Annotated in this window: 26 protein-coding genes; 17 read left to right on the top strand and 9 right to left on the bottom strand. The window is 36.5% G+C overall.

Going from position 1 to position 24,541, the window contains the following annotated elements; translation table 11 throughout:
- Nucleotides 1-80: 80 nt before the first annotated feature.
- From PSF09_RS15775 to PSF09_RS15735, 9 genes are all read right to left on the bottom strand, one after another.
- Nucleotides 81-527 carry a YbaY family lipoprotein gene (locus tag PSF09_RS15775; protein ID WP_272666196.1) on the bottom strand — a complete coding sequence of 149 codons (447 nt, stop codon included), beginning with the start codon at nt 525-527 and terminating at the stop codon, nt 81-83.
- A 26-nt stretch (nt 528-553) separates the two neighbouring features.
- The gene (locus tag PSF09_RS15770; RefSeq protein WP_272666206.1) at nt 554-982 is read right to left on the bottom strand and encodes a winged helix-turn-helix domain-containing protein; all 429 of its coding nucleotides are present in this window, start codon (nt 980-982) and stop codon (nt 554-556) included.
- A 317-nt stretch (nt 983-1,299) separates the two neighbouring features.
- Nucleotides 1,300-1,758, bottom strand: a complete 459-nt coding sequence (locus PSF09_RS15765) for a hypothetical protein (protein ID WP_272666195.1) — start codon at nt 1,756-1,758, stop codon at nt 1,300-1,302.
- The gene (locus PSF09_RS15760; RefSeq protein ID WP_272684133.1) at nt 1,748-2,398 is read right to left on the bottom strand and encodes a hypothetical protein; all 651 of its coding nucleotides are present in this window, start codon (nt 2,396-2,398) and stop codon (nt 1,748-1,750) included. The genes PSF09_RS15765 and PSF09_RS15760 overlap by 11 nt, the downstream gene beginning before the upstream one ends.
- Complete coding sequence (locus PSF09_RS15755) at nt 2,370-2,927, bottom strand: hypothetical protein (protein ID WP_272666193.1); 558 nt, start codon at nt 2,925-2,927, stop codon at nt 2,370-2,372. Before PSF09_RS15755 ends, PSF09_RS15760 begins: the two co-directional genes overlap by 29 nt.
- Nucleotides 2,911-3,660, bottom strand: a complete 750-nt coding sequence (sctJ, locus tag PSF09_RS15750; protein ID WP_272666192.1) for a type III secretion system inner membrane ring lipoprotein SctJ — start codon at nt 3,658-3,660, stop codon at nt 2,911-2,913. Before sctJ ends, PSF09_RS15755 begins: the two co-directional genes overlap by 17 nt.
- A 3-nt stretch (nt 3,661-3,663) precedes the next feature.
- Nucleotides 3,664-3,960, bottom strand: coding sequence for a type III secretion system inner rod subunit SctI (gene sctI / locus PSF09_RS15745; RefSeq protein WP_272666191.1), 297 nt, complete (start codon nt 3,958-3,960; stop codon nt 3,664-3,666).
- Between the two features lie 55 nt (nt 3,961-4,015).
- Entirely contained in the window at nt 4,016-4,321 is a 306-nt protein-coding gene (locus PSF09_RS15740) for an EscF/YscF/HrpA family type III secretion system needle major subunit (RefSeq protein ID WP_272684132.1), read from the bottom strand.
- A gap of 50 nt (nt 4,322-4,371) precedes the next feature.
- Nucleotides 4,372-5,580 carry a PrgH/EprH family type III secretion apparatus protein gene (locus PSF09_RS15735; RefSeq protein WP_272684131.1) on the bottom strand — a complete coding sequence of 403 codons (1,209 nt, stop codon included), beginning with the start codon at nt 5,578-5,580 and terminating at the stop codon, nt 4,372-4,374.
- A 228-nt stretch (nt 5,581-5,808) separates the two neighbouring features.
- Between PSF09_RS15735 and PSF09_RS15730 the strand changes: the two genes are divergently transcribed.
- From PSF09_RS15730 to PSF09_RS15650, 17 genes are all read left to right on the top strand, one after another.
- Nucleotides 5,809-6,588 carry a helix-turn-helix domain-containing protein gene (locus PSF09_RS15730; protein ID WP_272666187.1) on the top strand — a complete coding sequence of 260 codons (780 nt, stop codon included), beginning with the start codon at nt 5,809-5,811 and terminating at the stop codon, nt 6,586-6,588.
- Nucleotides 6,578-8,281, top strand: coding sequence for a type III secretion system outer membrane ring subunit SctC (gene sctC, locus PSF09_RS15725; protein ID WP_272684130.1), 1,704 nt, complete (start codon nt 6,578-6,580; stop codon nt 8,279-8,281). The genes PSF09_RS15730 and sctC overlap by 11 nt, the downstream gene beginning before the upstream one ends.
- Nucleotides 8,272-9,372: a type III secretion system gatekeeper subunit SctW gene (sctW, locus tag PSF09_RS15720; RefSeq protein WP_272666185.1), complete on the top strand. Its 1,101-nt coding sequence runs from the start codon at nt 8,272-8,274 to the stop codon at nt 9,370-9,372. The genes sctC and sctW overlap by 10 nt, the downstream gene beginning before the upstream one ends.
- Nucleotides 9,373-9,392: 20 nt before the next feature.
- Complete coding sequence (locus PSF09_RS15715) at nt 9,393-11,459, top strand: EscV/YscV/HrcV family type III secretion system export apparatus protein (protein ID WP_272684129.1); 2,067 nt, start codon at nt 9,393-9,395, stop codon at nt 11,457-11,459.
- 97 nt (nt 11,460-11,556) lie between these two features.
- Complete coding sequence (locus PSF09_RS15710; RefSeq protein ID WP_272666183.1) at nt 11,557-11,961, top strand: type III secretion system protein; 405 nt, start codon at nt 11,557-11,559, stop codon at nt 11,959-11,961.
- Nucleotides 11,962-11,967: 6 nt separating this feature from the next.
- Nucleotides 11,968-13,260 (top strand): type III secretion system ATPase SctN, encoded by a 1,293-nt coding sequence (gene sctN / locus PSF09_RS15705; RefSeq protein ID WP_272666182.1) that lies wholly within the window; start codon nt 11,968-11,970, stop codon nt 13,258-13,260.
- Nucleotides 13,260-13,715, top strand: coding sequence for a hypothetical protein (locus tag PSF09_RS15700; RefSeq protein ID WP_272666181.1), 456 nt, complete (start codon nt 13,260-13,262; stop codon nt 13,713-13,715). The genes sctN and PSF09_RS15700 overlap by 1 nt, the downstream gene beginning before the upstream one ends.
- Nucleotides 13,687-15,540, top strand: coding sequence for a SpaN/EivJ family type III secretion system needle length determinant (locus PSF09_RS15695; RefSeq protein WP_272684128.1), 1,854 nt, complete (start codon nt 13,687-13,689; stop codon nt 15,538-15,540). Before PSF09_RS15700 ends, PSF09_RS15695 begins: the two co-directional genes overlap by 29 nt.
- A 2-nt stretch (nt 15,541-15,542) precedes the next feature.
- On the top strand, nt 15,543-16,475 hold the full coding sequence (locus tag PSF09_RS15690) for a FliM/FliN family flagellar motor switch protein (RefSeq protein ID WP_272666178.1): 933 nt from the start codon (nt 15,543-15,545) through the stop codon (nt 16,473-16,475).
- A 10-nt stretch (nt 16,476-16,485) separates the two neighbouring features.
- On the top strand, nt 16,486-17,142 hold the full coding sequence (locus tag PSF09_RS15685; protein ID WP_272666205.1) for an EscR/YscR/HrcR family type III secretion system export apparatus protein: 657 nt from the start codon (nt 16,486-16,488) through the stop codon (nt 17,140-17,142).
- A gap of 13 nt (nt 17,143-17,155) precedes the next feature.
- Nucleotides 17,156-17,428: a type III secretion system export apparatus subunit SctS gene (gene sctS / locus PSF09_RS15680; RefSeq protein WP_210837882.1), complete on the top strand. Its 273-nt coding sequence runs from the start codon at nt 17,156-17,158 to the stop codon at nt 17,426-17,428.
- The gene (gene sctT, locus PSF09_RS15675; RefSeq protein WP_272684127.1) at nt 17,425-18,219 is read left to right on the top strand and encodes a type III secretion system export apparatus subunit SctT; all 795 of its coding nucleotides are present in this window, start codon (nt 17,425-17,427) and stop codon (nt 18,217-18,219) included. The genes sctS and sctT overlap by 4 nt, the downstream gene beginning before the upstream one ends.
- A 17-nt stretch (nt 18,220-18,236) precedes the next feature.
- Entirely contained in the window at nt 18,237-19,343 is a 1,107-nt protein-coding gene (locus PSF09_RS15670) for an EscU/YscU/HrcU family type III secretion system export apparatus switch protein (RefSeq protein ID WP_272684126.1), read from the top strand.
- Between the two features lie 107 nt (nt 19,344-19,450).
- Nucleotides 19,451-19,972, top strand: coding sequence for a type III secretion system translocator chaperone SicA (gene sicA, locus PSF09_RS15665; protein WP_272684125.1), 522 nt, complete (start codon nt 19,451-19,453; stop codon nt 19,970-19,972).
- Nucleotides 19,973-19,982: 10 nt separating this feature from the next.
- The gene (gene sctE, locus PSF09_RS15660) at nt 19,983-21,896 is read left to right on the top strand and encodes a type III secretion system translocon subunit SctE (protein ID WP_272684124.1); all 1,914 of its coding nucleotides are present in this window, start codon (nt 19,983-19,985) and stop codon (nt 21,894-21,896) included.
- 20 nt (nt 21,897-21,916) lie between these two features.
- On the top strand, nt 21,917-23,251 hold the full coding sequence (locus PSF09_RS15655; protein WP_272666167.1) for a type III secretion target, IpaC/SipC family protein: 1,335 nt from the start codon (nt 21,917-21,919) through the stop codon (nt 23,249-23,251).
- 3 nt (nt 23,252-23,254) lie between these two features.
- Entirely contained in the window at nt 23,255-24,511 is a 1,257-nt protein-coding gene (locus PSF09_RS15650) for a hypothetical protein (protein WP_272684123.1), read from the top strand.
- Nucleotides 24,512-24,541 lie beyond the last annotated feature (30 nt).

Raw genomic sequence — 24,541 nt, 5'->3', positions numbered from 1 at the left:
TGGTTTGAGTGCCGGTAAATATAATTCCCCATTAAGAGGGGATAGAATATTTTTAATTAGTTTTGGTGGAATGAGTGTTGCTATTGCTGAATAGCAGCTACAGGAAGTAATACTATTTCAGATAAATTCTCAGGTATTGGACTAAGCTTATTACTCATCATGATTAATTCACCATCTTTTTCAACTCTGGCACTCATTCCTAAGGTATATCGTTTGGATTGAAATTCTTCAGGAAGAGCAACTGTAAATGCGATACTACGTCCAGCACTTTGTGTTTTAAAACTGTAATCCAGATTAGACTTTGCATTATTTTCATTCTGTTGTATTGACGTCAACGACAGCGTGATTGTAGCATTTTCAGGAATATCGTAAGAATGCGAATAAATATTACCATTGATATGGTAAGTGGGAGTTTGTGTAAAATAACTCATTAAATTATTGCTACAAGCGGATAGCATGAAAGCTATAAAAAGTACGAATAATGAAATAAAGTATTTTTTTGAAAAATTGGGACTAATATTTAACATTATATTTTCTCTTTAGCGAAATCTAATTATAGTGATGAGCGAATAAACATCTTCTGGAAAAAATATCGCATATAGGTGTAAATGCTTTTTTTTGTATCATGTTTAGAAAGTGTCGGCATTTCTGATTTTTCCCCTGTATATAAAATACCAATTCGAGGTAAAGTCATAATTAAATTTTCATCAAGCTCGACTTTTTTAAAGGACTGGCGCAGTTGTCTGACAAGCTTGTAATAGCTACTTTCCGTTACGATAGTGCCTCTCTTTTCCCAAATTTCATACATGACTTCTCTTTTACTATTTGTTTTTATTAGTAATAATTTTAGTAAGCATGATTCATTTTCAGAAAGGTTAATAACTTTTTTTTCGCGAGAAAGTGTCCGTTTTAGTGGGTCATATACGACATGCCCGGACAAGAGAACCATTGATTCTTTTTCACTATAGTCAATGTTATCCATGAAACTTTGTACTGTTGATAAATCGGTCATAATTTATATCTATCCTGATTGTTGATGAAATGTATTTCAATATAAAAAACGAACTCAGATAAAATATATAAAAATAAAATCGTTTTTTGATATTGAACTCATGTTTTTCGATGAGATGAATTTAAACAATATTTACCGGCGGCATATATCAATTTTTATTTGTATTTTTTATATTTGTTGATTTTTGTCAAAAAAATAGGCTTAGAATATTAAAAAAACATACTAAGCCTATAAATATTAGTCGGAGAATGAAAAATATATGGTAAAAGAAATGATGAGAATAAATATTAGATTATTAGCTCGTCTTCCTCCCCATCGTTACCTTCCAAGCTAATATTAGTCATATTATGACGAAGTTGGTTGCTAAGAGGAGCGCTCATCAAACTGATAGCCATATAATGGCTGAGTGAGCGATTAAATTTTTTATTTAATGAAACTAACTCAGGGTCACTTGATGATTGTAATATTTGACTAACACCGGAAATAAAGTTTTGTTTTTCATCTCTTCCCAATGTAATCATCGTCTTAAATACGTGAGAAAAAAATATTTTTTTATCTTCTTTTGATTTAAGTTCATCAATAAACTTGCTAATTTTATTTTTTTCTTTAGGGGATAACTCTATTTTTTTACTATCCATATTTTTTTCCTGCCATAATGAAGTCATTTTATTTTGAATATTTTCAGGGGGGATTTGAGATCCGCTGTGTTGAAGATTGATAGCCTTAGTTTGTAGATTAGTCAGCATCTTTATGCTCTTCCGATATTGAATTTATTGTAGTTATTAAGTTTTGATAGACCTTTTTATGCATTTTTAAAATTTGGCATTGTGTTGGAACAGAAAATACATGAGGAAAAATATTTTTAGAGGCGGTAATAGGGGAAAAATAGGTAATTTTATTATCAACCTCTAAGGCGATTGTATTATCAGCAGCAGTTGACAGTTTCATATCAGAACCGCTTTGGGCAATACGAGCTTGCATTCTCGTTGGTAGATGTAATGTGGTATTTGCCACTTTTGCATATTGCTTTTCAAAATAAGCAGCAACCATTTCTTGTAGCTCATTATTACCAAAAATGTCATTCAATATTTTCATCAGCTGTTCTTTGCTGTGACTGATATTTTCTTGGTACTGAATTTCACTAGTTTCTAGTACGTGAATAAAGTCAGTTAATAGTTGTTTAATACCGTCGTTATAACCTTGCTGATAAGCTGTTTGGTAAATATTTTCTTGCTGTTGCTTCGCATGTTGATAATACGTACTCGCTTTTTTTTGAGCTTGTTGAGTGACGTTTTTGTGGTATCTATCCGCGCTTAATGCGTGATATTTGATCAAAACTTTCTCAGACATTGTCTGTTTAACATTCAGGAGTGTTTTCTCTGACATAACGGCATGTCTCTTCAATAGTATTCCAAGGTAGCATCGTTTTTACTGATGAGGGTATAAGTTGCTGAGTTTCAAGGCTAAACATATATTTAGCTCGAAGGGTATAAGCGGTGCCAAAGGGGGCTAAACACATCAATAATTGTTGTGCCCCAAGGGCAGTTAATACCTGTGGTGAAGTTGTAGGTTGATTTTCTGATTGCCAAAGTGGGCGGCTCAAGCGTGTATGTAAGACACGATATTTGGAAAGTTCAACCCACCAAGGAAGCGGTTCAGCGTGTAACAAAACCCCTAAACCTAACGCTACCTCCGGTAATAAAGCCCAATGTTCAGATAATATTTTGGGTAACAAGGGCGTTTTCTCGTTAGGTAAAGGCAATGAGTATTGCTGAATCAATTGCTGGTTATGTTTACGTTGCAGTATAGGAGGAAAGTCGTTATATCCAACCCCATTAAAATCACTATGGAAATAGCTGCCTGGAGCGAGAAAAATATTTTCTTGTGCAATAAGTAGATTATTCAGCGTAGCCATCAACAGGTTTCTCCGCCAAATTAGTAACTGATTTAGTGTTACTTAGCTGTCGCCACAGCAATAATAAAATAGCCAAAAGAATGACCATCGCAGCAATAATTGAGCTGATTATGACTGGGTTAAATGTATGTTCAGGCTCAGGCTTAACTTGATATTGCAACGGCGGGCGATTGACGACCACGACTGAGACATTATCGTAATTTGCTTCAGCAAAACTGTTCGTTAGAAACAGTTTAATCTTATGCATCATCATTTGGGGGTCTTCACTCCCAGAATAGGTCACCAAGCTGGAAACATTTTGCATTTGCTTAGTCGGATTATTGCCATTTAATGGATAACTAACATGCACACGTGCGTTAATAATATCAGGGATGGTAAGTAGCGATTGCTCAAGGCGCTGTTCAATTAAAGAAAGCAAGCGGGTACGTTCTGCCTGTGGTGAGGCCACTAAAGAGTCACCAGGAAATGCTTGGATAATTTCCACGGGTTCTTTTGAGGGCAGGTTATATTGGCGTAGTAAATCTACCGCAATAACAAAGTCACTTGGTTGAACACGAATGGAATCTCCGTTTTTATTATCTTGTTTACGCGTAGCCTCAACACCATGCTCTTGGAGTATGGCTAATACCTCGTTACTTTGTCTTTGGCTTAAATGACTGAGTAATAATTGGTTATCACACCCCATTAATAAACCAACAAAACTAATTAAGATAAATTTTTTTAAAATATTCATGGTTTATTGAGCTTTTAAAACGGTATCAATCGCAGAAACACTTTTATGTGTTAGTGTGCTAATCATATTCATAGCAAGGCTGTATTTACCGACACGATTTTGAAATTGTAGTAATTGAACTGGGTTACTTGGGTCAATGCTATTGACACTATTCATTAATGCAGTTCTTTCTTGGCTCGTTGATGCGCTGTATTCTGCAAAAAGCTCTTTAACTTTATCGGCAATGGGGATTGATGACGGTATCTCTGAGGCTATCTCTGTGGAATTTATCATCGATAAATTTGAAGTAATAGGCGACATAATGTATTTCCTAAGTGAAGGTAGAGCATCATCGTGAATGATGCTCTATTGAATATTAAACGTTACGAATAAGAGCTTGGTCAGTATCTTTAATGGATTTCATAAAGTTACTCTGTAATTGGCGTGCCATATTATAATTACCACTCATGGCGGTGATTTTCGCCAGCACTAGTGGGTTATCGACTTCTAATGTTTTATCAGCAAGAATTGTATTTAACTCATCGCCGAATTGTTTTGCTTTATCGCTAATACTGGCCGATGTACGATAGATCATACCCATATTATTTTTGCTAGTACCTAAATTTTCTAGATCGGATGCAATCCATTTTCCATCGACATCTAAACCTGGAATTACTGCCATTTTTTGTTTCCTCTTTATTTGAAAAACAATATTAATTAACGGGTTGTTAATTAAAAACTGATTGAATTAAAAAACCAATGGTTATTGCCTAATAAAATATAGCCGTTAGCATTGGTGACAAATGATTTACCTACAAGCTCATTATTGGCAAGGGAGATTGAGAATTGAATATGATTATCTCCCCATTGATTATAAAATGAATTTGTGAAGTTAATTAAAGAAGCAGTTTGATTGTCATTTAAACTGTCTTTTATGATAAAGATAACTTTCTTATCTTTAGTTATTTTACGCCATTTAACATTACTTTCTGTTAATCCCAACTCTGCTTTTTGTAATAATTCACCAAAGCTGATCTTTTTTATTTCACTTTTTATATAGCAACTAAAATAGCTAGAAAGTAACTTATCAATATTTTTTTCTTCATTAATTAAATTGTTGTTATCTATAGTCACGATTATTGGTTTGCATGGATTGGTAAGCTCTACCTTTAATGTGTCTGGTACTATTTCAATAAGTTTATTTTCAATTTCTTGTTCAAGCTTATTTACTATTTTAATTGAGAATTTTTCATTGTATTTAGCTTTAACTAGGCGCTGCATACTCCAATCAGAGTCACGCTGTGTTTTTACTAGGATAAGGCTTTCATTACTAATACCTTGGGTTACGATAACGGGATATTGACTACCTTGAAGTATTTGCTCTAATGCTTTTACTTTTTTCTCGGTGCTTTGTGCTGGAATATATTGGAATATAGTGTAAACAATAAATATTGAAAATAAAGTCAAGAAAAAGACCAACATAGTTTGTTTATTAAAAAGGCTTGATTTTTGTTTAGCTGGTTTTTTTACTTTAGCTTTAACGATAGATAATGAATTTTCAACCTCTGAAGTCTGTAAGGTTTCAGGTATTTGAGGGCGTTGCCACTCAGTATCCTGCATTTTGATCACAATAGGAAAAATATCCGCTAAAAGCAGCTGCTGAAAAACAATAGGGATCTCGGTACTTAATCCATTATCATTTAGTTGAATGGCTAGACCACTTTCAGAGTGTTGACTTGCAGTAATAATTGAAAATTCGCAGGCAGTGCCATCGCTTGGAATGGAGTAGGTTGTGAAACCATCATCATTGATGTCAGTTTTATAATCTAAGCCGTTATCAATGATAATCAGATTGCTATCTGTATTAACCATTAATTCTTGGCCGCTCATTGGGCCGCTAGCAATTTTTACTATACATGTGCGGCTATTTGTATCACTCATAAAGATAATCTCATGGAATTAAATTCATTTTATTATGGATTGGCTGGTTCTCGTTATTGGTGGCAAGTAAATCAATAAATGTTTTTATTGTCAGTTGAATTGATCTTATTCATTCACACCTTTAGCTTGTAATAGAAAGTATGAATGATTCCTGAGTATTCCCTTGAGGCTTTTTTTCTTATCGCTCACTCTGTGTACACAACATTACGTGGATAAGGCCTATATATAATGTCAAATAAAGATATTGCAACATTATTAGAAAGTAGAGGCTGTGATTTTTCATTACAAGACAAATTGGTCTTGGCTATACCGAAAAGAGTCACAACGCCTTTTATTTATAAATCTATATATTCAAATTTAAATATTTTGATAGAACGTCAGGCTATATTTATTTGCCAAGAAAATGAATGGAATGCGCTAGATAAGTCAAATTGGAAGTTATACTCAATGGATTTATCAGAATTAGTCGAAATTTTAGCAGTTATTGATACCGCAATGGGGCAAGCATTCCTTGCGCAAAAGAAAAAGCTGGAAGCCGATGAAAATAACAATAATGAATATATCGAATTAATTGAAGACTTTTCATTAATGGTATCAATCAAAAATGTAGTGATTGATTTAATTATTAGAAATCATCCTGTATTTGATAGCTGGTGCGAAATACTCAGGCGGTACGAAGCCTATGGAATGATGCGATTTATTCTCTCTTCAGCTCAAGAGAATAAAAACGTCAATATTAATCAGTTATGTGCACGTTATGGTATATCAGCTTCTTATTTTAGACAGCTTTATCGAGAAAATTTTAATAAAACGGCAAAGCGGAAAATTATGAGTGTGCGGATGGCCAATGCAATTCTACAGCTAATTGAAAGTGATGATTCAATATTAGATGTAGGGCTTGAAGCGGGTTATTGTTCAGCATCTCATTTTACTAATGATATTAAAAAAGAGTTAGGCCTAACACCATCAGAAATTAGGCATATTGGAGCAACATTATATGAGCAGTAAAAAAAATCGAGTGTTAGGTTTAACACTGTTTTTACTGAGTATGAATTTCTATTCGGCCCAAGCAGAAATTATTGTGGCAGAACCAGTTACACAGTCAAAAAACCACGATACCTTTGTCGCAAATAATATTGCGGTGGGTAAGGTTTTTGATGCGGTCGCAGAGCGTTTAAATAAACCGATTATTCTGAGCAAATTAGCCGCTCAAAAAAAAGTAACTGGTAATTTTAATTTGGCTAATGCAGATGAAATGTTTAAAGCATTAACTCGGCGAATTGCATTAGTGTGGTATGACGATGGTGCGAGTATTTATATTTACGATAATAGTGAAATGCGTAGCGCAATTATTCCAACAAATAATGTCAGTAGTAACCAGCTGCTTAATTATATTCAACGAAATGGAATTTATGATTCGCGGTTTCCTGTACGTTCACAAGAAGGTGAACGGTTATTATTTGTTTCGGGTCCGCCACTGTATATTGAACTAATTAAAGCCGCATCTTTATATCTTGCAGAACAGATTAGGAAAGAGGAGCTATCTAGTGGCGAAGTGGCTATTATTCCATTAAAACACGCATCAGTAACGGATAGAAGTTATTCATTACGTGGCCAAAACATTACGATCCCTGGTTTATTAACAGTCATTAATTCTTTGTTTAAACAGGGAGCTTCACCAGATGAAATATTACATATTCAACCACCACCAACACCAATTAATCCAACAGGAGATTCGATAGACGAATTAATGGATGCACCAATTAGTGATTCACCATCTTCAGGGAATAAGCCGATGATGGTAACAAAAAAACCGTCTAACAGCGCTTTTTCTTTGGTAGCACACCCTGATAGCAATAGCTTGATCGTTAAAGGTAGCCAAGAGCAAATTCGTTATGTTCGGCAGTTAGTTGATACCTTAGATATGCGCCGTCGCCAAGTGGAATTATCACTTTGGATAATCGATATTACACGTTCTGAATTAGATAATTTAGGGGTTAATTGGGAAGTCGGTACTTTTAGTACTGGAACGGGTTCGGTTTCGTTTAATCGCAGCACATTGTCAAATAGCCAGCAATTTTTACTGCAAATTGATGCGTTAAATAAAAGTGGTAATGGACATATTGTTTCTCGCCCTGTCCTGTTAACTCAAGAAAATATTCCTGCGTTATTTGATAATAACACGAGTTTTTATGCGAAGTTACAAGGCGAACGTATTGCAACTCTTGAGCAGGTGACTTATGGAACCATGGTGAGTGTAATGCCGCGTATTTCTGCCGGTAATAACGTTGAAATGGAAGTCAATATTGAAGATGGTGCAGAAAATCGCGATAGCATGGGTAAAACATCCAGCGTAGAAGGGTTACCTGCCGTTAACAGAACCAGTATTAACACAGTTGCGCGTATTGCAAAAGACAGTAGTTTGCTTATCGGTGGCTATACACGTGAGCAGTATGTTGAAAATGAAAGCAAAATTCCTTTTTTAGGCGATCTTCCTTATGTGGGAGGGTTATTTAGTCATTCATCGACTAATCAACAGAAGATGGTTCGGTTATTTTTAATCCAGCCGCGTTTATTGGATGAAAATGAAGGATGGGATGGGCGACAATTTTCTGAAATGACGCGGATCACCACCCATGATAGCCAGTTGCACGGTACGGTCCAATTTCTTCAACAATACATGAGTGAGTCATGGCAATAACACCACTGAGTTTTAATAACCGTTTTTCAGTTAATACTCAAAACAAAAGTCGTGCACCTGTGAGTAGCAGTAGTGATGATTCCGATGAAGTAGCACGTGGTGCTGGTGTCATTGATAGCTCTAGTGAATATGCATCGATGTCGATGTTAGCGGCAAGCCATGTACGCCGAGGAAGTTCTAAGAAGGGCAGCGAAGAAGAATGGATGCAGTTTGCCGAACGCATTTTGGATAAAGATGCAGATGACAAAGTATTGCATATCGAAGGCTTGCTTAATAAGCAACTGATGACACCAAAACAATTACGGGCATTTTTATTGCAGTTTTTTACTGATCCCAGTGATTTACTAATGGTACTTGCTGCATTAATTAATCGTAAAAAATTAAAAAAAGAACAAATTGAAAGTCTTGAAGCTTTAGAACAATTATTACAAGCGGAAGATACCAAGCGTCATGCACAAGCAGGGGTTAATGTTGCATTAATCGCAAAAGCTTTCGCTGAAAAATTACATTCCAGTGCTGGGAATTTGCGCTCGCTGTACCGTGAATTTATCAGCTATGACGGGCCTGTTATTTACTTATATGAACAATGGGTCGAAGAAATGGAAATTCAAGAGCGTGAGAATATGATGCGTTATCTTGGACGAGCACTAGCTTGTGATTTGCAAGCGTTACCATTAGGCGACTTAAATATTAGTGAGTTTGGAAGTTTTTTTAATCGTGTTGGTCGGTTACGAGAACTGCAATCTTTAGATTATGTATTCTGCCAGCAATTCTTTCAATCTGGTTTTTTTCGGCTCAATGAAAAATCAAACAAATCAAAAATTGAAAAAGAGCTTAGTCAATTATTTACCCATGGTATTCGTAGCCAAGTTGGTTTTGAAATAGCGATTATGGCTTTTATTTCTGAAAAACTGAAAGTGATGACTTCGGATATGTGTGGCAGGTTTTTACAACTGTTATTACTAGCTTTCGCAGTTATTCCGATCAATGTCTTTCAGTCAATGGAAGCACGAGACGAACTTATTGAACAATTAAAAGAACTCATGGACCAAATTATGGTGCAAGAGCAAATACTACACCGACAGCCATAGTGTGATAGGAAAATTATCCCATGAAAAGTATAACCGGATTTTTATTACAAATCCGTAATCGTCCAGAATTGATGGTATTAGTTATCATGGTAATGGTTATTGCGATGTTGATCATTCCATTGCCAACTATATTAGTCGATTTATTAATTGGCTTAAATATTATGATATCCGTGCTTATTTTTATGAGCTCTTTTTATATAACTCGGGTATTAAATTTTCAATCATTTCCCTCTATTTTATTAATTAGTACATTGTTTAGATTGGCTCTATCAATTAGTACCAGTCGTTTAATTCTATTAGAAGCAGATGCAGGGGATATTATCGCCACGTTCGGTGAATTTGTTATTCAGGATAACTTAGTCGTTGGTATGGTGGTATTTGCGATTGTCACCATTGTACAGTTCATTGTTATTACGAAAGGTTCTGAACGTATTGCTGAAGTCGCAGCTCGTTTTTCCCTTGATGCGATGCCTGGTAAACAAATGAGTATTGATGCGGATTTACGCGCTGGTGTGATTGATGAGGCGACAGTTAAAGAGAAGCGAGGCGATCTTGAAAAAGAGAGCCAGTTATTTGGTTCTTTCGATGGTGCGATGAAATTCATTAAAGGGGATGCGATTGCGGGTATTATCATCATTTTTGTTAACTTAATTGGTGGCATATCTGTTGGTACAGCTCAGCAAGGCATGGATGTTTCAACTGCACTAAATACGTTTTCCCTATTAACTATTGGTGATGGTTTAGTCGCTCAAATTCCTGCATTACTCATTTCTATCAGTGCTGGTTTTATTGTGACTCGAGTAGGCGGTAACGATAAGAACCTAGGTGAAAATATTGTTTCAGAGTTATTTGCGAATGACTTCACGATTTTAATTACAGCATTTATTGTGCTTTCTATGGGTTTTTTGCCTGGTTTTCCAACCATTATATTTTTACTACTATCAGGGCTTCTTATTGGGTTATTTGCTTTCAGGTATTTTAAAAAGCAAAAAAATAAGCAAAAACCAGTTAAGGGTGAAGCTGAAATCATTAATCCAGATGTGACAGAAGGTGAAACTCAAAGAGAAAATAGAGCTATTGAAGATGAATATATTCCAGAAACATTACCGATTATTATTTCTGTTAATCAAAAATATAAAAAACATTTAGAGGATAATAAATTTTTATCCAGAATGAAAAAAGATATTTTTATTCGTTATGGATATAGAGTTCCAGATGTTGCGATAAATTATTCACCGATTGTTCCTGACAATAAAATAGTGGTATTAATTAATGAGATTAAGGCTGGAGAATATGATATCTATTTCCATGGGTATCGTTTACTGACTATCAATGATGAACCTGAATACCTTGGTATGTCATTGACTAAATTTACGGATGAATATGGTTCAGTGAGCACGTGGTTTGAACAAAAGGATTTACCTAACATTGAACAGCTGGGTTTAATGGCTCGAGACGATGTGACAGAAGCCATTGATTGTGTCAGTACTTTGTTGCTGAGATTTATTAATGAATTTTTTGGTATTCAAGAAACGAAAAATTTACTTGATGACCTTGAAAGAAAGTACCCAGAATTACTAAAAGAATGTTATCGCCATGCCACGGTACAAAAAGTCACCGAAGTTTTTCAACGCTTATTAATGGAAAAAATATCAGTTCGTAATATGAAATTGATTATTGAAACTTTAGTGCAGTGGGTACCAAAAGAAAAAGACAGTTTAATGTTAGTCGAGCACGTAAGAAGTTCAATGGCTCGCTATATTTCATCTCGTTTTTCTGTCGATGGGCGCTTGAATGTCCTCATGATTAACTCAGAGTTAGAAGATACGATACGTCAAGGGATTAGGCAGGCTTCTGGTGGAGTGTATTTGCATCTTGAACCCGAAAAAACCAATGAGTTGATACAGGCAGCAGAACTTGCTTTAGAAAATAGTTTTTTATCAGTTAGGGATGTGAACATTTTAGTGCCTGTTGATATCCGTCGTTTTGTCAAAAAAATCTTAGAAGGCCGTTTCCCTGAGTTAGAAGTACTTTCTTTTAATGAAGTTTCTGAAATGGTCAAGGTCAATGTGGTTAAAACCATATAATCAAAAAATCGGCTTTATTAACAAATAAAGCAACTGAATTCAATATAATTAAATATGTTGAATAATTAAAATATATTCAAAATATAAGGATTACCTAATGAAGTATAGATTTGTAGAAATGCTTAATGAGTATTTAAACACCATGGGACGCAGCGATCTGGTTAACTCACAGTTAGATTGTCATTCTAATATTCAGTTTGAAATGCATGGTTTTGCTGAAATTAATATTGACCTATCTACAGACGATATTATCATTTGGTGTAGTTTAGATAATTGTAACTATAGCCATTTAGATGCGGTTAGTGCCTCCGTATTAAAATCATTATTAGAATATCCGCCAAATAATTTTTATCCAGGCCAACCGGCATTGAATATTGTGGATGATGCTTATGTTCTTTCTGCTGTTTTAAAAGTATCAGCTTTAAATAATATTAAATTGTTTTCAGATAGTTTGGAAGAATTCTTTGAGCGTGCAAATGAACTTAACAGCCTAATTTCTTAATCGATTATGAAGTTATTTGATCTCTGCGCGCATCCTGCGCGCATTCATGGATGCCTAATTGAAGCGCCTTTACACGGTGTTTTTATTGGTGAAATTTGTTTTATCGAACGTTCTCTTACGCAGCCCGATATTATTGCGAAAGCGCAGGTTGTTGGTTTTAAAGAGGGGCTCACGGTACTGAGTTTAATAGGCCGCGCACAAGGTTTAACGCGAGAAGTGGTTATTCGACCGAGCGGTTACCCGTTTGTTTTTGAAGTGGGTGAACATTTGGCGGGTAAAATTTTTAATGCTGCAGGAGAACAAGTTGGTGCGTTGTGCGAAGACCTTGCTGAGCCAATGTTGCTCAATACGAAATTATTGCGTATTGATAGCCCTCCGGTGAGTGTTACGCAAAGACGGCCTGTTGCTGAGCCGATGGTAACAGGGGTACGTGCCATTGATAGTTTACTGACATGTGGCTTAGGTCAGCGTATTGGTATTTTCGCTGCCGCAGGTAGCGGTAAAACCTCATTAATGAACATGATTATCAACCATGCTCATGCGGATATTCATGTCGTTGCTTTAATTGGTGAGCGAGGTCGAGAGGTTATTGAATTTATTGAAGAATTAAAAGAGTCACCTCATGCAGCACAGACTATTTTAATTTATGCGACTTCAGATAGCCCACCAATTGAGCGATGTAACGCAGCGTTACTTGCCACTACGATTGCTGAATATTTTCGTGACTGTGGGCGTAATGTGCTGTTGTATGTTGATTCAATGACTCGATATGCGCGAGCTTTGCGAGACGTGGCTTTGGCAACTGGAGAGCTACCGGCAAGGCGTGGCTACCCTGCCTCTGTTTTTGAACAGCTTCCTATGTTGTTGGAGCGTCCAGGACAACTAAAACATGGCTCGATTACGGCTTTTTACACGGTATTATTAGAAAGCGAAGAGGAAGCGGACCCGATTGGTGATGAAATTCGCTCAATTCTGGATGGCCATATTTATTTGAGCCACAAATTAGCAGGGCGTGGGCATTATCCTGCGATTGATATCTTACACAGTATTAGCCGTGTATTCCAAAAAGTAACAACGCCAGAGCATCGCCGGTGTGCAATTGATTTGCGCGATATGATCTCAAGGCTTGAACAGATTCAGCTTTACCTTGAACTAGGTGAATATCAACGTGGTGAAAGTCATGAAAATGATCGAGCTTTAGATAAAAAAGAGCAAATTGAAGGTTTCTTAAAACAAGCCATGGATGAGCCGATGAATTTCGACAACATGTTAAATATTCTCAATGAATTGGCATCTTAATGATTTCTAATTTATTGGTTTTAACTGAGCGACGTTTTGACCGGACATTACAAGAACAATCGCAATTAAATTCAATAATAAAGCAACAGCAACAACAATGTATGGATATTCGCCAGCGTATTTTAGTTCTGGCGACACAGACTGCATCTTATGAAAAATCAGAAGAATTAAGCCGAACTGCTTTTTGGGAAAGACAGCGATTGAAGGCTGCGGTTCTAGCCGAAATTGCCCAATTTGAATTTCAAATAGAAACCATAACAGTTGAAATATCAAAAAATAAAATACTGCAGTCTGAAATTGCTAAACGTGCATTCATTTTACGTAATAAGTGCGAGAAATTCCGAAATTATCTCAAGCAGCAACGTATAGCAAGAAGGTTAAAATCAGAACTTCAGCAACAAAATGAAATTGAGGAGTTATTCGTACATGTCAGTAATAAAAGCGAGCTCAAATGACAAAGGACCTCATGTAGTTATCGAGGGAGAAGCAATACCATCAATATATAGTTCCACTGAATTTGGTCATCAAAATATAACAAAAAAAATGGCGAAAGCAGTGAGTGACAAAAATATGGTGAAGTTGTTCAGTCATAAAGATCAAAATCAGCAAAAGGATATATCTATTTTGCTACCGGTAGCCCTTTCTTCTATGCAGCAAGTATCGCAATTGAGCGACTTAGCTAAGGGACTTATTACTTGGAAAGAAAACGTATATATTGGTGAAGGCATCCTAACGGCAGGCCAAAATAAAGAATTAAATATTACAGAAGCTGAGCCGTTAATACTTCATGATGTATTAACGGAAGATAATAGCTTAGATATTAACTCATTGTCTCATTTGATGGCTTCGGGGAAATCCCAAAATGTAGGTGAATTAATTGTAGATAATAATGAAAATATTAGCTTACAGGATAGCTCTCTTATTACCTCTCAGGTTGAGATTCCCCATAATTTAGTGGCGAATATAAATTTTAACATTGATTCAGTGGCTCATTTGACGACTACACGCCAAGCCGAAAAAATGGATGAATTAGTCGTAGGTAATAATAAAAATATTAGCTTACAGGGAGAACTATGGATTGAGGACCAGATTAAAATTCCTCATAATCTCGCGGTAGATAATGATATTAATCACATTACTAGCACACCTACCGTTGACAATAATCTGCCAGCGACGTCGATTATTTCAGTTGAACAAAATATTGCTGATGAAGATGAAACTCCGTTGTTTAACACGATGATGGTTGGTTTTCCATTACAGAATATCCCGCCGCGAGCAAAGGGAAAAGTTAGCGATAATTCAGTTCAATACGAAAAAAATAAATTTCAATTAAGTGGGACGACTCAGCTCAATGTAGAAAGTTCGTTGGCGGAGTTAGCGTCTAAGAATACTTTAAGGCCGACATTAAAACAGTTAAAACCACAGATAAAAACTGAACAACCACATATGGAACATGCAGCAAAAACCGTAATTAAACCCGTAAATCCACAGGAAATTGGTCAAGAGCTATTAAAGCCAATTCATCATCGACCAATTAGTTCATCTGATACCACTTCATTAAATATGTCCTCACGAACAAATAACCGATTGAAAGATGGGGCATTAAAAAATAATTCTTCCCTTCTGGGGCAGCAGTTAGTATCCCATCAGGTGGATGATCAACAGGGTATTAAGCAAGGTATTAAAGATAATAACGCTCATCATGTTGACACTCAGCTTGAGCTCGTTTTTGCAGAAAATGAACCCTTTATGCTGCCCGCTGTATCACAGGGAACCAACGCGTTAGATAATAATAAACAGATTTCATTATCTGAAAATCCTACACATTATTTTGCTAATGAAGCGCAAGAGCCGGCGACATCTTCACAAATTTTATCTGTAGAAGAAATAGATTCTTCTAGCAATATCATAGCGACAACATTAAATGAAGCGATGCGGCCATCTGCACCACTACAGGCTGCACAACAGAAGCAAGAAGTTCATAAAATGCCGGAACTCATGGAAAATAATCCATTTTTAAGTGAAGGCAAACAGCCAAAATCAACGGGGCGCAGTCTCATTTATACCTTTAATCAGTGGCAAAGTAGCCCATCAGTGACATTTGAATTGGCATCTAAAGGGGAGTTCATTGCTTCGACAGCGAGCCGAGACGTCCAGTTGGCATTGAATGAAAATAAACATTTATTGAACCATGAAAGCAGCGTGCAGATCCGACGTGAAGATGAACGCCAGCAGCAGCGAAACCGACAGCAGCATGACCAACAGCAAGAAGAAGATTAATTATGTTGAAGATTCGACGGATCAGTTCTCAAGAAAAGCAACTTAAAATTTGGCAGCAGTGTTACTCAATTAATACACAAATAAAGCAATCTAGCCGCAGTATTCGTTATTTCCAATTATCACTAGTGAGTGAAACACAGAAAATAAACGCATTAGTTGCAGTTGAAAGTTGGTGTCATTATCGTTGGCCTAAACTCGTTCATTATGCATGGAATTTATTATCAACCAATCAGTTATGCGAATTATTTGCCTCTGAATATATCGGAATTACATTTTTCTCCCAGGATTTCCGTTGTGAATCTGTCGAGATAGTTGATGATATGCGTATTAACTACCAGCCTTGGTTAATCGTTAAGGAGACTAACCTTGGGGAAGTATTATTAGCAGAGCCAATTGAAGGCTTAGAAAAAAAACAACAAACGAGTCAGATAGTTGGCCATTTAAAATTGCAAGCTGATTGGATATTGGGATATAGCTATATTAGCGCCAAACTTTTGCAAACCATAGAATTACGAGATGTGCTGAGTATCCAACAATTACAGTTAAATATGTCTGTTACAGGACAGACATTAGCACGATATCAAAAGCAAGAAGAAGGACTATTTATGATTGAAGAATTAGTGGCGCCAGAAGATGAAAGTGAATGTGTACTTCCTGAAGAAAATGAAGTGCAAGAAGCGGTACGTCCCTTTAATGTAAAAGATATGAATATTAAATTAACCTTTGTTTTAGGCCATACCGATATTACTGTTGATGAGCTTTCAAAGATGGAGCCTGGTTATATTTATTCTATTGGTGAAAATAAAGAACGTGAAGTTAAAGTTTATGCCAACAAACAACTTATAGCAGAAGGGGAACTTATTTATATTGGCAATAGTGATGAGCTAGGGTTAGAAATCACACATATTGTGAGTTTAGGTGATAAAAGAGTTTAATATGCCAACAATACCAGAAGGAATTCCATTATTAGTCATTATCGCCTTTTCAACATTATTGCCATTTATTATTGCTGCAGGCACTTGTTATTTAAAAATCTCGATTGTATTAATTATGGTACGTAATGCGATGGGGGTTCAACAAGTTCCTTCTACCATGGTATTAAATGGTATAGCGTTGCTACTTTCTATTTTCGTTATGATGCCAGTATTACAGGATGTGAATAATCATATGCGTCAAGAAAGTGTTGATTTTAGTAATGCAGAGTCAATTGAACACTTTGTTGATAACGGGTTAGGTGGCTATAAGTCTTACTTAAAAAAATATTCAGACCCTGAGTTAGTCACTTTTTTTGAATCAATACAACAGGGTCGAAGTGAAGCAGAAGTCAGTGCCGATGAAGCTGAAGCAACATTATTTTCTTTATTACCAGCTTATGCATTAAGCGAAATTAAATCGGCTTTTGAAATTGGTTTTTATATTTACTTGCCTTTTGTGGTCGTCGATTTGGTTATTTCCAGCATTTTATTGGCACTTGGGATGATGATGATGAGCCCAGTAACAATTTCGATTCCAGTTAAATTAATCCTATTTGTTGCTATTGATGGTTGGGCGCTAATCTCTAAAGGGCTGGTGATGCAGTACATTGAATTAGCGCAGCATTAAAGCGGAAAACACGATGGATCAGATAGTTTATTTAAGTAATAAAACGATGTTATTGATCGTAATATTATCGGCAATACCGGTTATTGTCGCGACCTCTGTAGGACTATTAGTGGGGTTATTGCAAACAGTTACTCAGCTCCAGGAACAAACACTCCCTTTTGGAATAAAGCTGTTATCTGTTTTTGGCTCACTTTTTATGATCTCTGGTTGGTTATCCGATAAGGTCATCAATTTTGCATTAGAGACTTTAACCGCAGCCATCCCTGCAATTGGGTTGTTCGGATGAATCAGGAAATGCTATCGCTGATGTCCTCACTCTATTTTGTTTTTCAAGAGGGGTTGATAAAAATAGCGTTAGCTTGGCTGAGAATTGCGCCAGTCATGTTTTTACTTCCTTTTTTAAGTAATAAACTGCTCAATGGCGGAATTATTAAAAACTGTGTGGTGATGTATATTGCGTTGGGTTTATGGCCTTTTTTTTCTTCCCTTGAAATACAATGGGATGAAATTAACCTCGTTGATGTGTTCATCTATGAAATTTCGATTGGGCTCGTATTAGCATTGATATTAGCTTTACCTTTTATGATAGCCAATGTTATTGGCGAGTTAATTGATACACAGCGTGGTGAAACGATTAGTAGTATTGTTGACCCAGCGAGTGGCTCAGAAGCATCAGAATTGGCCGTTTTATTGAGTCATATCACTTGTATGGTTTTTTTAGCCCAAGGTGGGATGTATCAGCTTGCTAATATATTTGCACAAAGTTATCAGTTATTACCATTTGCTCATGGGTTTACGTCATTTAATAGCCTTCCTTTAGGGGAGTGGTTAAATAAAATGGTCGTTAACGGCGTTATTTTGACCGCACCAATATTAGTGACATTATTTATTACAGAGGTCGCTCTAGGGCTATATTCCCGTTTTTGCCCGCAATTAAATGCATTTTCATTATCTTTGGCAATAAAATCAATCATCGCTTTTTGTGTATTTTTACTTTATTTTCATAATGAAGTTCCAGATATATTAGTGAATATGATTTCAATTTCACCGCTACGAGATATCTTTATTTCCTCTTAATTGCTACGAGTATAAATATGGCTGAAAAAACAGAAAAGCCTACCGATAAAAAAATTAAGGACTCAGCGAAAAAAGGGCAAAGTTTTAAAAGCAAAGATAGTGTTGCAGCAATTGTTCTAGTAGTAAGTGCATTTGTGATTGAAGGGCTTTCTAGTTTATATGAGCTTGGTGGGTTAATGCGTAAAATATTTTTACATCCAACGGATATAAAAATTGATGCATTACTTTGGCAATTTTTTACTGTCTTTTTAATTGTTGTTTTACCAGTGCTATTTGCTTGCTTTTTATCGGGTGCGATTATCTCTTTATTACAGAGTCGTTTTAGGTTAGCCAGCGAAGCAATAAAGCTGGATTTCACTAAATTAAACCCAATAGCAGGGTTTAAAAAAATATTCTCAATGAATTCGTTAAAAGAATTGATTAAGGCCATTTTGTATTTAATTGTCTTTATTGTTTCAACATTGGTCTTTTTTATTATTTGGCGAAAAGATATTTTTATGCTCTACAGAACGATGATAAACGGAATGATTAGTCAATGGGTTAGCCTGTGTATAACATTTATTGTCGTTTTTCTTGCGGTCGCTCTTATAATTATATTAGTTGACGCAATAGCTGAATTCTTTTTGTATATTAAAAACTTAAAAATGGAAAAACAAGAGGTCAAAAAGGAATACAAAGATAATGAGGGGGACCCTCATATCAAAAGTGCACGTCGAGGAATGCATCAGGAATTACTATCCGAAGAGGTTAAAAATAATGTTCGTAATTCAACATTCGTAATGGCAAACCCAACGCATATTGCGCTACTTATTTATTATGATTCGAATATTGCGCCATTACCTTTTCTGTTCTCTAAAAGTAAAGGTTCACAAGCAAAAGCAATTGTTAAATATGCTGAGGAACAAGGTGTTCCTGTTATTAGAGATATCGTTCTAGCAAGACAAATATGGCGATCATATAAAACGGATAGTTTTATCGATGAAAAAGGATTAGAGGATGTTATGCAAATAATATCATGGGTCGTCCGTATCGAATTAGTAAAAATGGGCATCGATATTGATAAAGCATTAGAAAAAATTGCGGAGAATGAGTCACATTCACAAGGCGGTAAAAATATTAACTAATTATTTATTATTTTAATCGTTTTTTTAAAGAAACAATCAAATCGGTTAATTATGATGCAAACATAAAGTATGCATCATGTATTACACATCAACAATAAGGGAAATATATGAATAATACTGAAACAGAGAACTTTCAGAGTTCGGATATGGAAGAATTGCTGGATAATATTACTTTAGCATTAATGGATGGTGCCACTTATAAAGATATTCACGGTATTCCACAGAGTACAATGGATGGTATTTATTCCTATGCATACGAATTTTATCAACAAGGTAAATTAAAAGAGGCGGAAACCTTTTTTCGATTTTTAAGTATCTATGATTTCTATAATACAGATTATGTGATGGGGCTTGCGGCTGTCTATCAATTAACGAAACGATATGACAAAGCAACCGAATTATATGCCTTAGCATTTGTATTAGCGAAAAATGATTACCGCCCACTATTTCATGCGGGGCAATGTAATTTAATGATGAAAAAAAGTAGTGCGGCGATTCATTGTTTTGAAAGTGTTGTAAAAAGTAGTACCGATGCGGATTTAAAAAATAAGTCTCAAGCTTATTTAACCGCACTGGAAAAAAATCTAGAGAAGACAAGTTCAGATAATAAAAAACCTAATATAGAGTAGAGAAAATTATATGGTTCAAATTACCAATTCAAGTAATGAGCGAATAAATAATATTCATACCTTTCTACAAGGCAGTAATCCCATTGGATTAGGGGATGAATGCATCAAGGCAGTACTGGCTTTAGAAATGGCGTGCGAGGAATTAACGTCAGCTGAGCAGGTTAAGCGTAGCCGTATTGAAAATGCACCGCAGCTACCTGCGCCCAAAAATAATCTGTCCGTTATGTTCAAAGCAGCAGCGGCAAAAGAGGAAAAATTATCACTACAGGAAGAGGGGTTTAATGCGACTTCAGTTCTTGTTGGGAGTCTTTCAACATTACGTCAATTATTACATGAAGGGAATATTAGTGGGCTGGCTAATCGTCTTAAATTGATGAATATAGAATCAGATGCACTGAAAGAAAAAGGAAATAATTTATTAAACTCTTTTGCAAATAATACGAATCAAGCCAGTGCGCTTAATAACGAAGTTAGCGTTTTAAAACAAGAGCGTGCTGAAAGTAAAGTACGTTTAGCAAACCTCCAGTCTCAGCAAGGTGGGAACCAAGAGAAGATTAAGCAGCAAATTACGACAGAAAAAACAAAAATTACAAATTTGAACACGCAAATTGATGACTTGCTTGAGTTAGCGGGTAAATATGCGCAAGACGCAGATAAAGATGCCAAAAAACTCAATCAATTTGTAGATGCTACGCCACGCCGCGTTGATATTGATGGCGAAAAATGGGAAAGCACCTTAGCGCTATTAACCATGTTGACTGCGCAGCTTAAAAAATCGATGAACGAAGATTCGATTCGTAATATGAAAGAGCAAGAAGAAGTCATGGCAACAATCAATGAAGCTTCTCGCAAAGATTCAGATAAAAAAGCTAAAGAGGCGGATGAAGCGCAGCGTAAAGCTGATGAAGCCAATAAAGCGGCCTCTTGCGCGAGTAAAATTTTTAGCTATGTGATGCTGGCTGTGTCTGTGATTGCTACGGTTGCTACCTTTGGTGCCGCTGCACCATTAGCAATTGCAGTCGCTGCGGTTGGTATTGCTATCTCAGTCGCTGATATTGTGCTGGAAGAAACTGGGCAAAGTAGCTTGATGCAAATGTTGGCCACCGAAATTTCTAGTGCTGTCACTGATATGCTGATCAATTTTGGTGTCTCAGAAGAAAAAGCGAAACAGATTGGCAGTATTGTTGGAATGATTGTGGCAGCAATCGCATTTTTAGCTCTCTCATTAGCGTCAATGTCATCTTTTGTTAAGAACATCGCCAATGTTGCCAGTAACGCAGTAAAGACGCTTGCTAAAAACGCAGGGACTTTATTGAAAAGTATTATTAAATCGCTGCCAAGTAGTTTGACTAATGCCTTAGGCAATATTGCGAATGGTGCAGGGAAGGTCGGAAAATCGGCGGATGATATGGTCACGCTCACTAAATTTACCAAGTTAGCCGATAGCATTGATGATTTACAGCAAGCAGTAAAAACCACGACGAAAGTCGCGCAAAAAGCCGATGACATGAAAGACATTGTGAAGGCGGCCGATAAAGTGTCAGACCAAGCTGACAATATTACGGATATCACCAAAGCTTCAGATAAAGCCGTAAATACGGTTAAAACACAAAGTGTTGCAGCGGCTCGTCTTGAAGTGGGTATGAAGGGAACCGGAGCGGTATTGACGGTAGCTAATACGGCAACCTCAGGGGGGCTGAATTTACATGCAGCAGGTCAAATTCGAGATATGAAAGAAATGCTTGCAGGCATGATGCTTAACAGTGAAACCATTCAAGCCTTAGATGAGCTATTAAAAAATTTATTGAAATCTATGTCGCAAAATTACGAACAATTCGAAGAAATGTTTAGTGGCATGCTTGCGTCGTTAAATCAATCCGGCCAAACGAAAGCCAATATGCTGAAAACAGCTCGCTTTGCATAGTTAATATAGGAATTTATCAAATGAGTTTTAATATTCAATCAGAATCAAGTAAGCCAGTTTTACTTCACAAGCCTATCAGCTTTGGTAGCGTTTCCTCAACAACTAACAGCAATACAAAAGCAGCAGAGATGCCTGCACTGCAGGGTGTGCAATTAAATGATGTGCATACCATGGCACTAGGGTCTGAGATGGCGATGGATAAGCCATCATTAAAAATGATTCAATTTTCAATGCAAGATGACCAAATGCTTGCCGAAATTTCGTCGTTAACGAACTCCGATAAACTAGCCATATTGGATGATCTCCATGCATTTCGCATGTTGACACCAGAAAGTATCCAGCAGGCAATCAGTAAAGTGTTAACTGAAGAAAAAAGCCATATTGAACAGTTAGTTGAAGATGCTCAATTACCAGATGAAGCTGATTTGAAACAGATATCCCAAGCTATCCAAGCCATGATTGCGGGTAGCTTCCTCAAAGATTCAGCTTCTGAGCAAGTTGAAGGTGGTAATGGTAATAAAGACCAAGAGTCTATTGGTAGTATTAAGAACAACACGTTTGTTGGCATTATTAGTAATGACTTATTGGTGGAGTTGTCGAAAATTATTCGCAAAGTGATGGCAGAGATCAATATTTCAGATCGCCGTATCAATGCGGATTTTCTGCAATTAAATGCCAAAATGGTACAAGCTTCCGCGGATTCAACGGTTCGTGAAGGTAAAGAAGCCTTTAAAGGAGCTCTGATGGGCTTTGTTACCTCTCTTGCGATTACAGCGGCAGGTAGTGGTTTCCAAGCAAGAGGACTACGCCAACAACAGAAGTCAATTAACAATAATCTGGTGGCTGGAAATCAAAATATCAGTGGCGCTAGTCAGTTATCCGGATTAAATGGCAAAGTCGGGAGTGACTCAATGAAGTCGAAGACGTTGAGTTTGACGGGCAAAGATGGCTCGACAGTGACACTGAGTAACCAAGCTTCGCAAAGCCAAAAAAACCTTTCAAGCCAAAGAGTTGAAGAGGCAGGTAGGCGTACAAGAGATTTGGGAGTATCGCAGCATGAGAAGCACGAGCAAGTCATGAATAAAACGCGCGTACAAATGGGCGTGGCAGATCAAGTTTCTCGAATGTCAGATAATGCGGGTCAGCTAGCGACAACGTCAAACCAAGTCAATGTGAAATCGGCCGAAGCGGACAAAATGATTGAACAATCAGTGGCGGATACGGCACGTTCAATTTACGCAGATAAAGACAAACAAATCGACAAAAGCCAAGACCTTATGAAACAAATACAGGAACACCTGCGTGAAATTCGGGAAGGTATCTTAAGAACAGTACAAAGCGTGGTGAGAGGCTAAAGAATGGATATTACATCCCCTTCTCGTCCAGATAACGTTTCTCACTTTTCGCCGTTGGCGACATTGGTACCAACAGCGCAAGCACACCTCCCCCTTCTGGGGAGGGATATTACTTTTGATGAGTCACTTATGCCTCATCAGCAAGCGCTGGATGTGTTCCGACAGATGCAATATAGCGTGCCGGAAGAGATTTACCAGCAACGACCACACAATGATTCCCCTGAAAATATACAGCTTAAGGCAAGGATGCTGATACGTGAAAATAAACGTGCGAATGATGGCTATGAGGAGATTAAAGCTCTCAGAAGTACGAAAAGTGTGAAGACTCTCGAAGATGGTCGCTCGCATATTAAAGGGGTATCTGGAGTGATTGATAATATTCATACGAATTATCAAAAAAAATATGGAGATTTAGTTAAAGCATCAACCCAATATATGCAAGATATGAATACCATGGTCAGTAAATTATCCCGTTATATAGAGGCAGGTGAAAATGGTAAAATCCATATTAAATTAGAAGATACTTTAAGGGTAATGGATGAAATAGTTGCAAAATATTCAGGGACCAGCGCAGCCACAAAGGTAAAAATAGACAAAAAAGAGATTGATGAAAAGTCGATAGGGTATATTTTTAGTATGGCAAAATTGCAGACTGATATAGCCAATATGAATAAATCAATACAGAATAATCAACTGATCTGGGCGATACTCCCCACTGAAAAGATTAAACAAACTATTAACGATTTAGAACGTAAAGTTAGAGATTTAATGGATGAGCATAAACAGCTTCAGGATAAATTAGATGGGTTAACTAAAGCTAATATAGGAAAAATAGAGATTGGCGAGTACTTTGGTAAATGGAAACCTGATTTTGATAATGCTATGCCATTAATGAGAATAACAGGTACTGAGCAAGAGTATACTTTTTGGGAAAAAAAGCTTTCAGAACAGGGATTCATTGTTGAAAGAATGAAGGGGGAGCTTTATATATTTCCTGATTTGAAACCAGTCAAAGAAATTTTTTATGCACTGAATCACTCTTCGGCAACTTGGGATAAAGATGGAAGTGATATTTCATCCCAAGAATTTCAAAGCTTACAATCAGCAGTTGATAGCCAAAAAAATGCCATTAATAGTTCCGTATCTCGTTTATTAGAAACCTTTCGGCAAGATAATAGTCATTTTGAAACGTTAACTCAGTTACTGGTTCAATTATATAAAGATTTACAACAATATAATAATGGTTACGTCAATATGTAATAGCGGAATTTAATTTTCCTCTGTTCTCTA

The organism is Providencia sp. PROV141 (assembly GCF_028481645.1).
GTDB lineage: Bacteria > Pseudomonadota > Gammaproteobacteria > Enterobacterales > Enterobacteriaceae > Providencia > Providencia rettgeri.
Note: the sequence above shows the minus strand (reverse complement) of the source record. Positions and strands in the feature narration are given on the sequence as shown.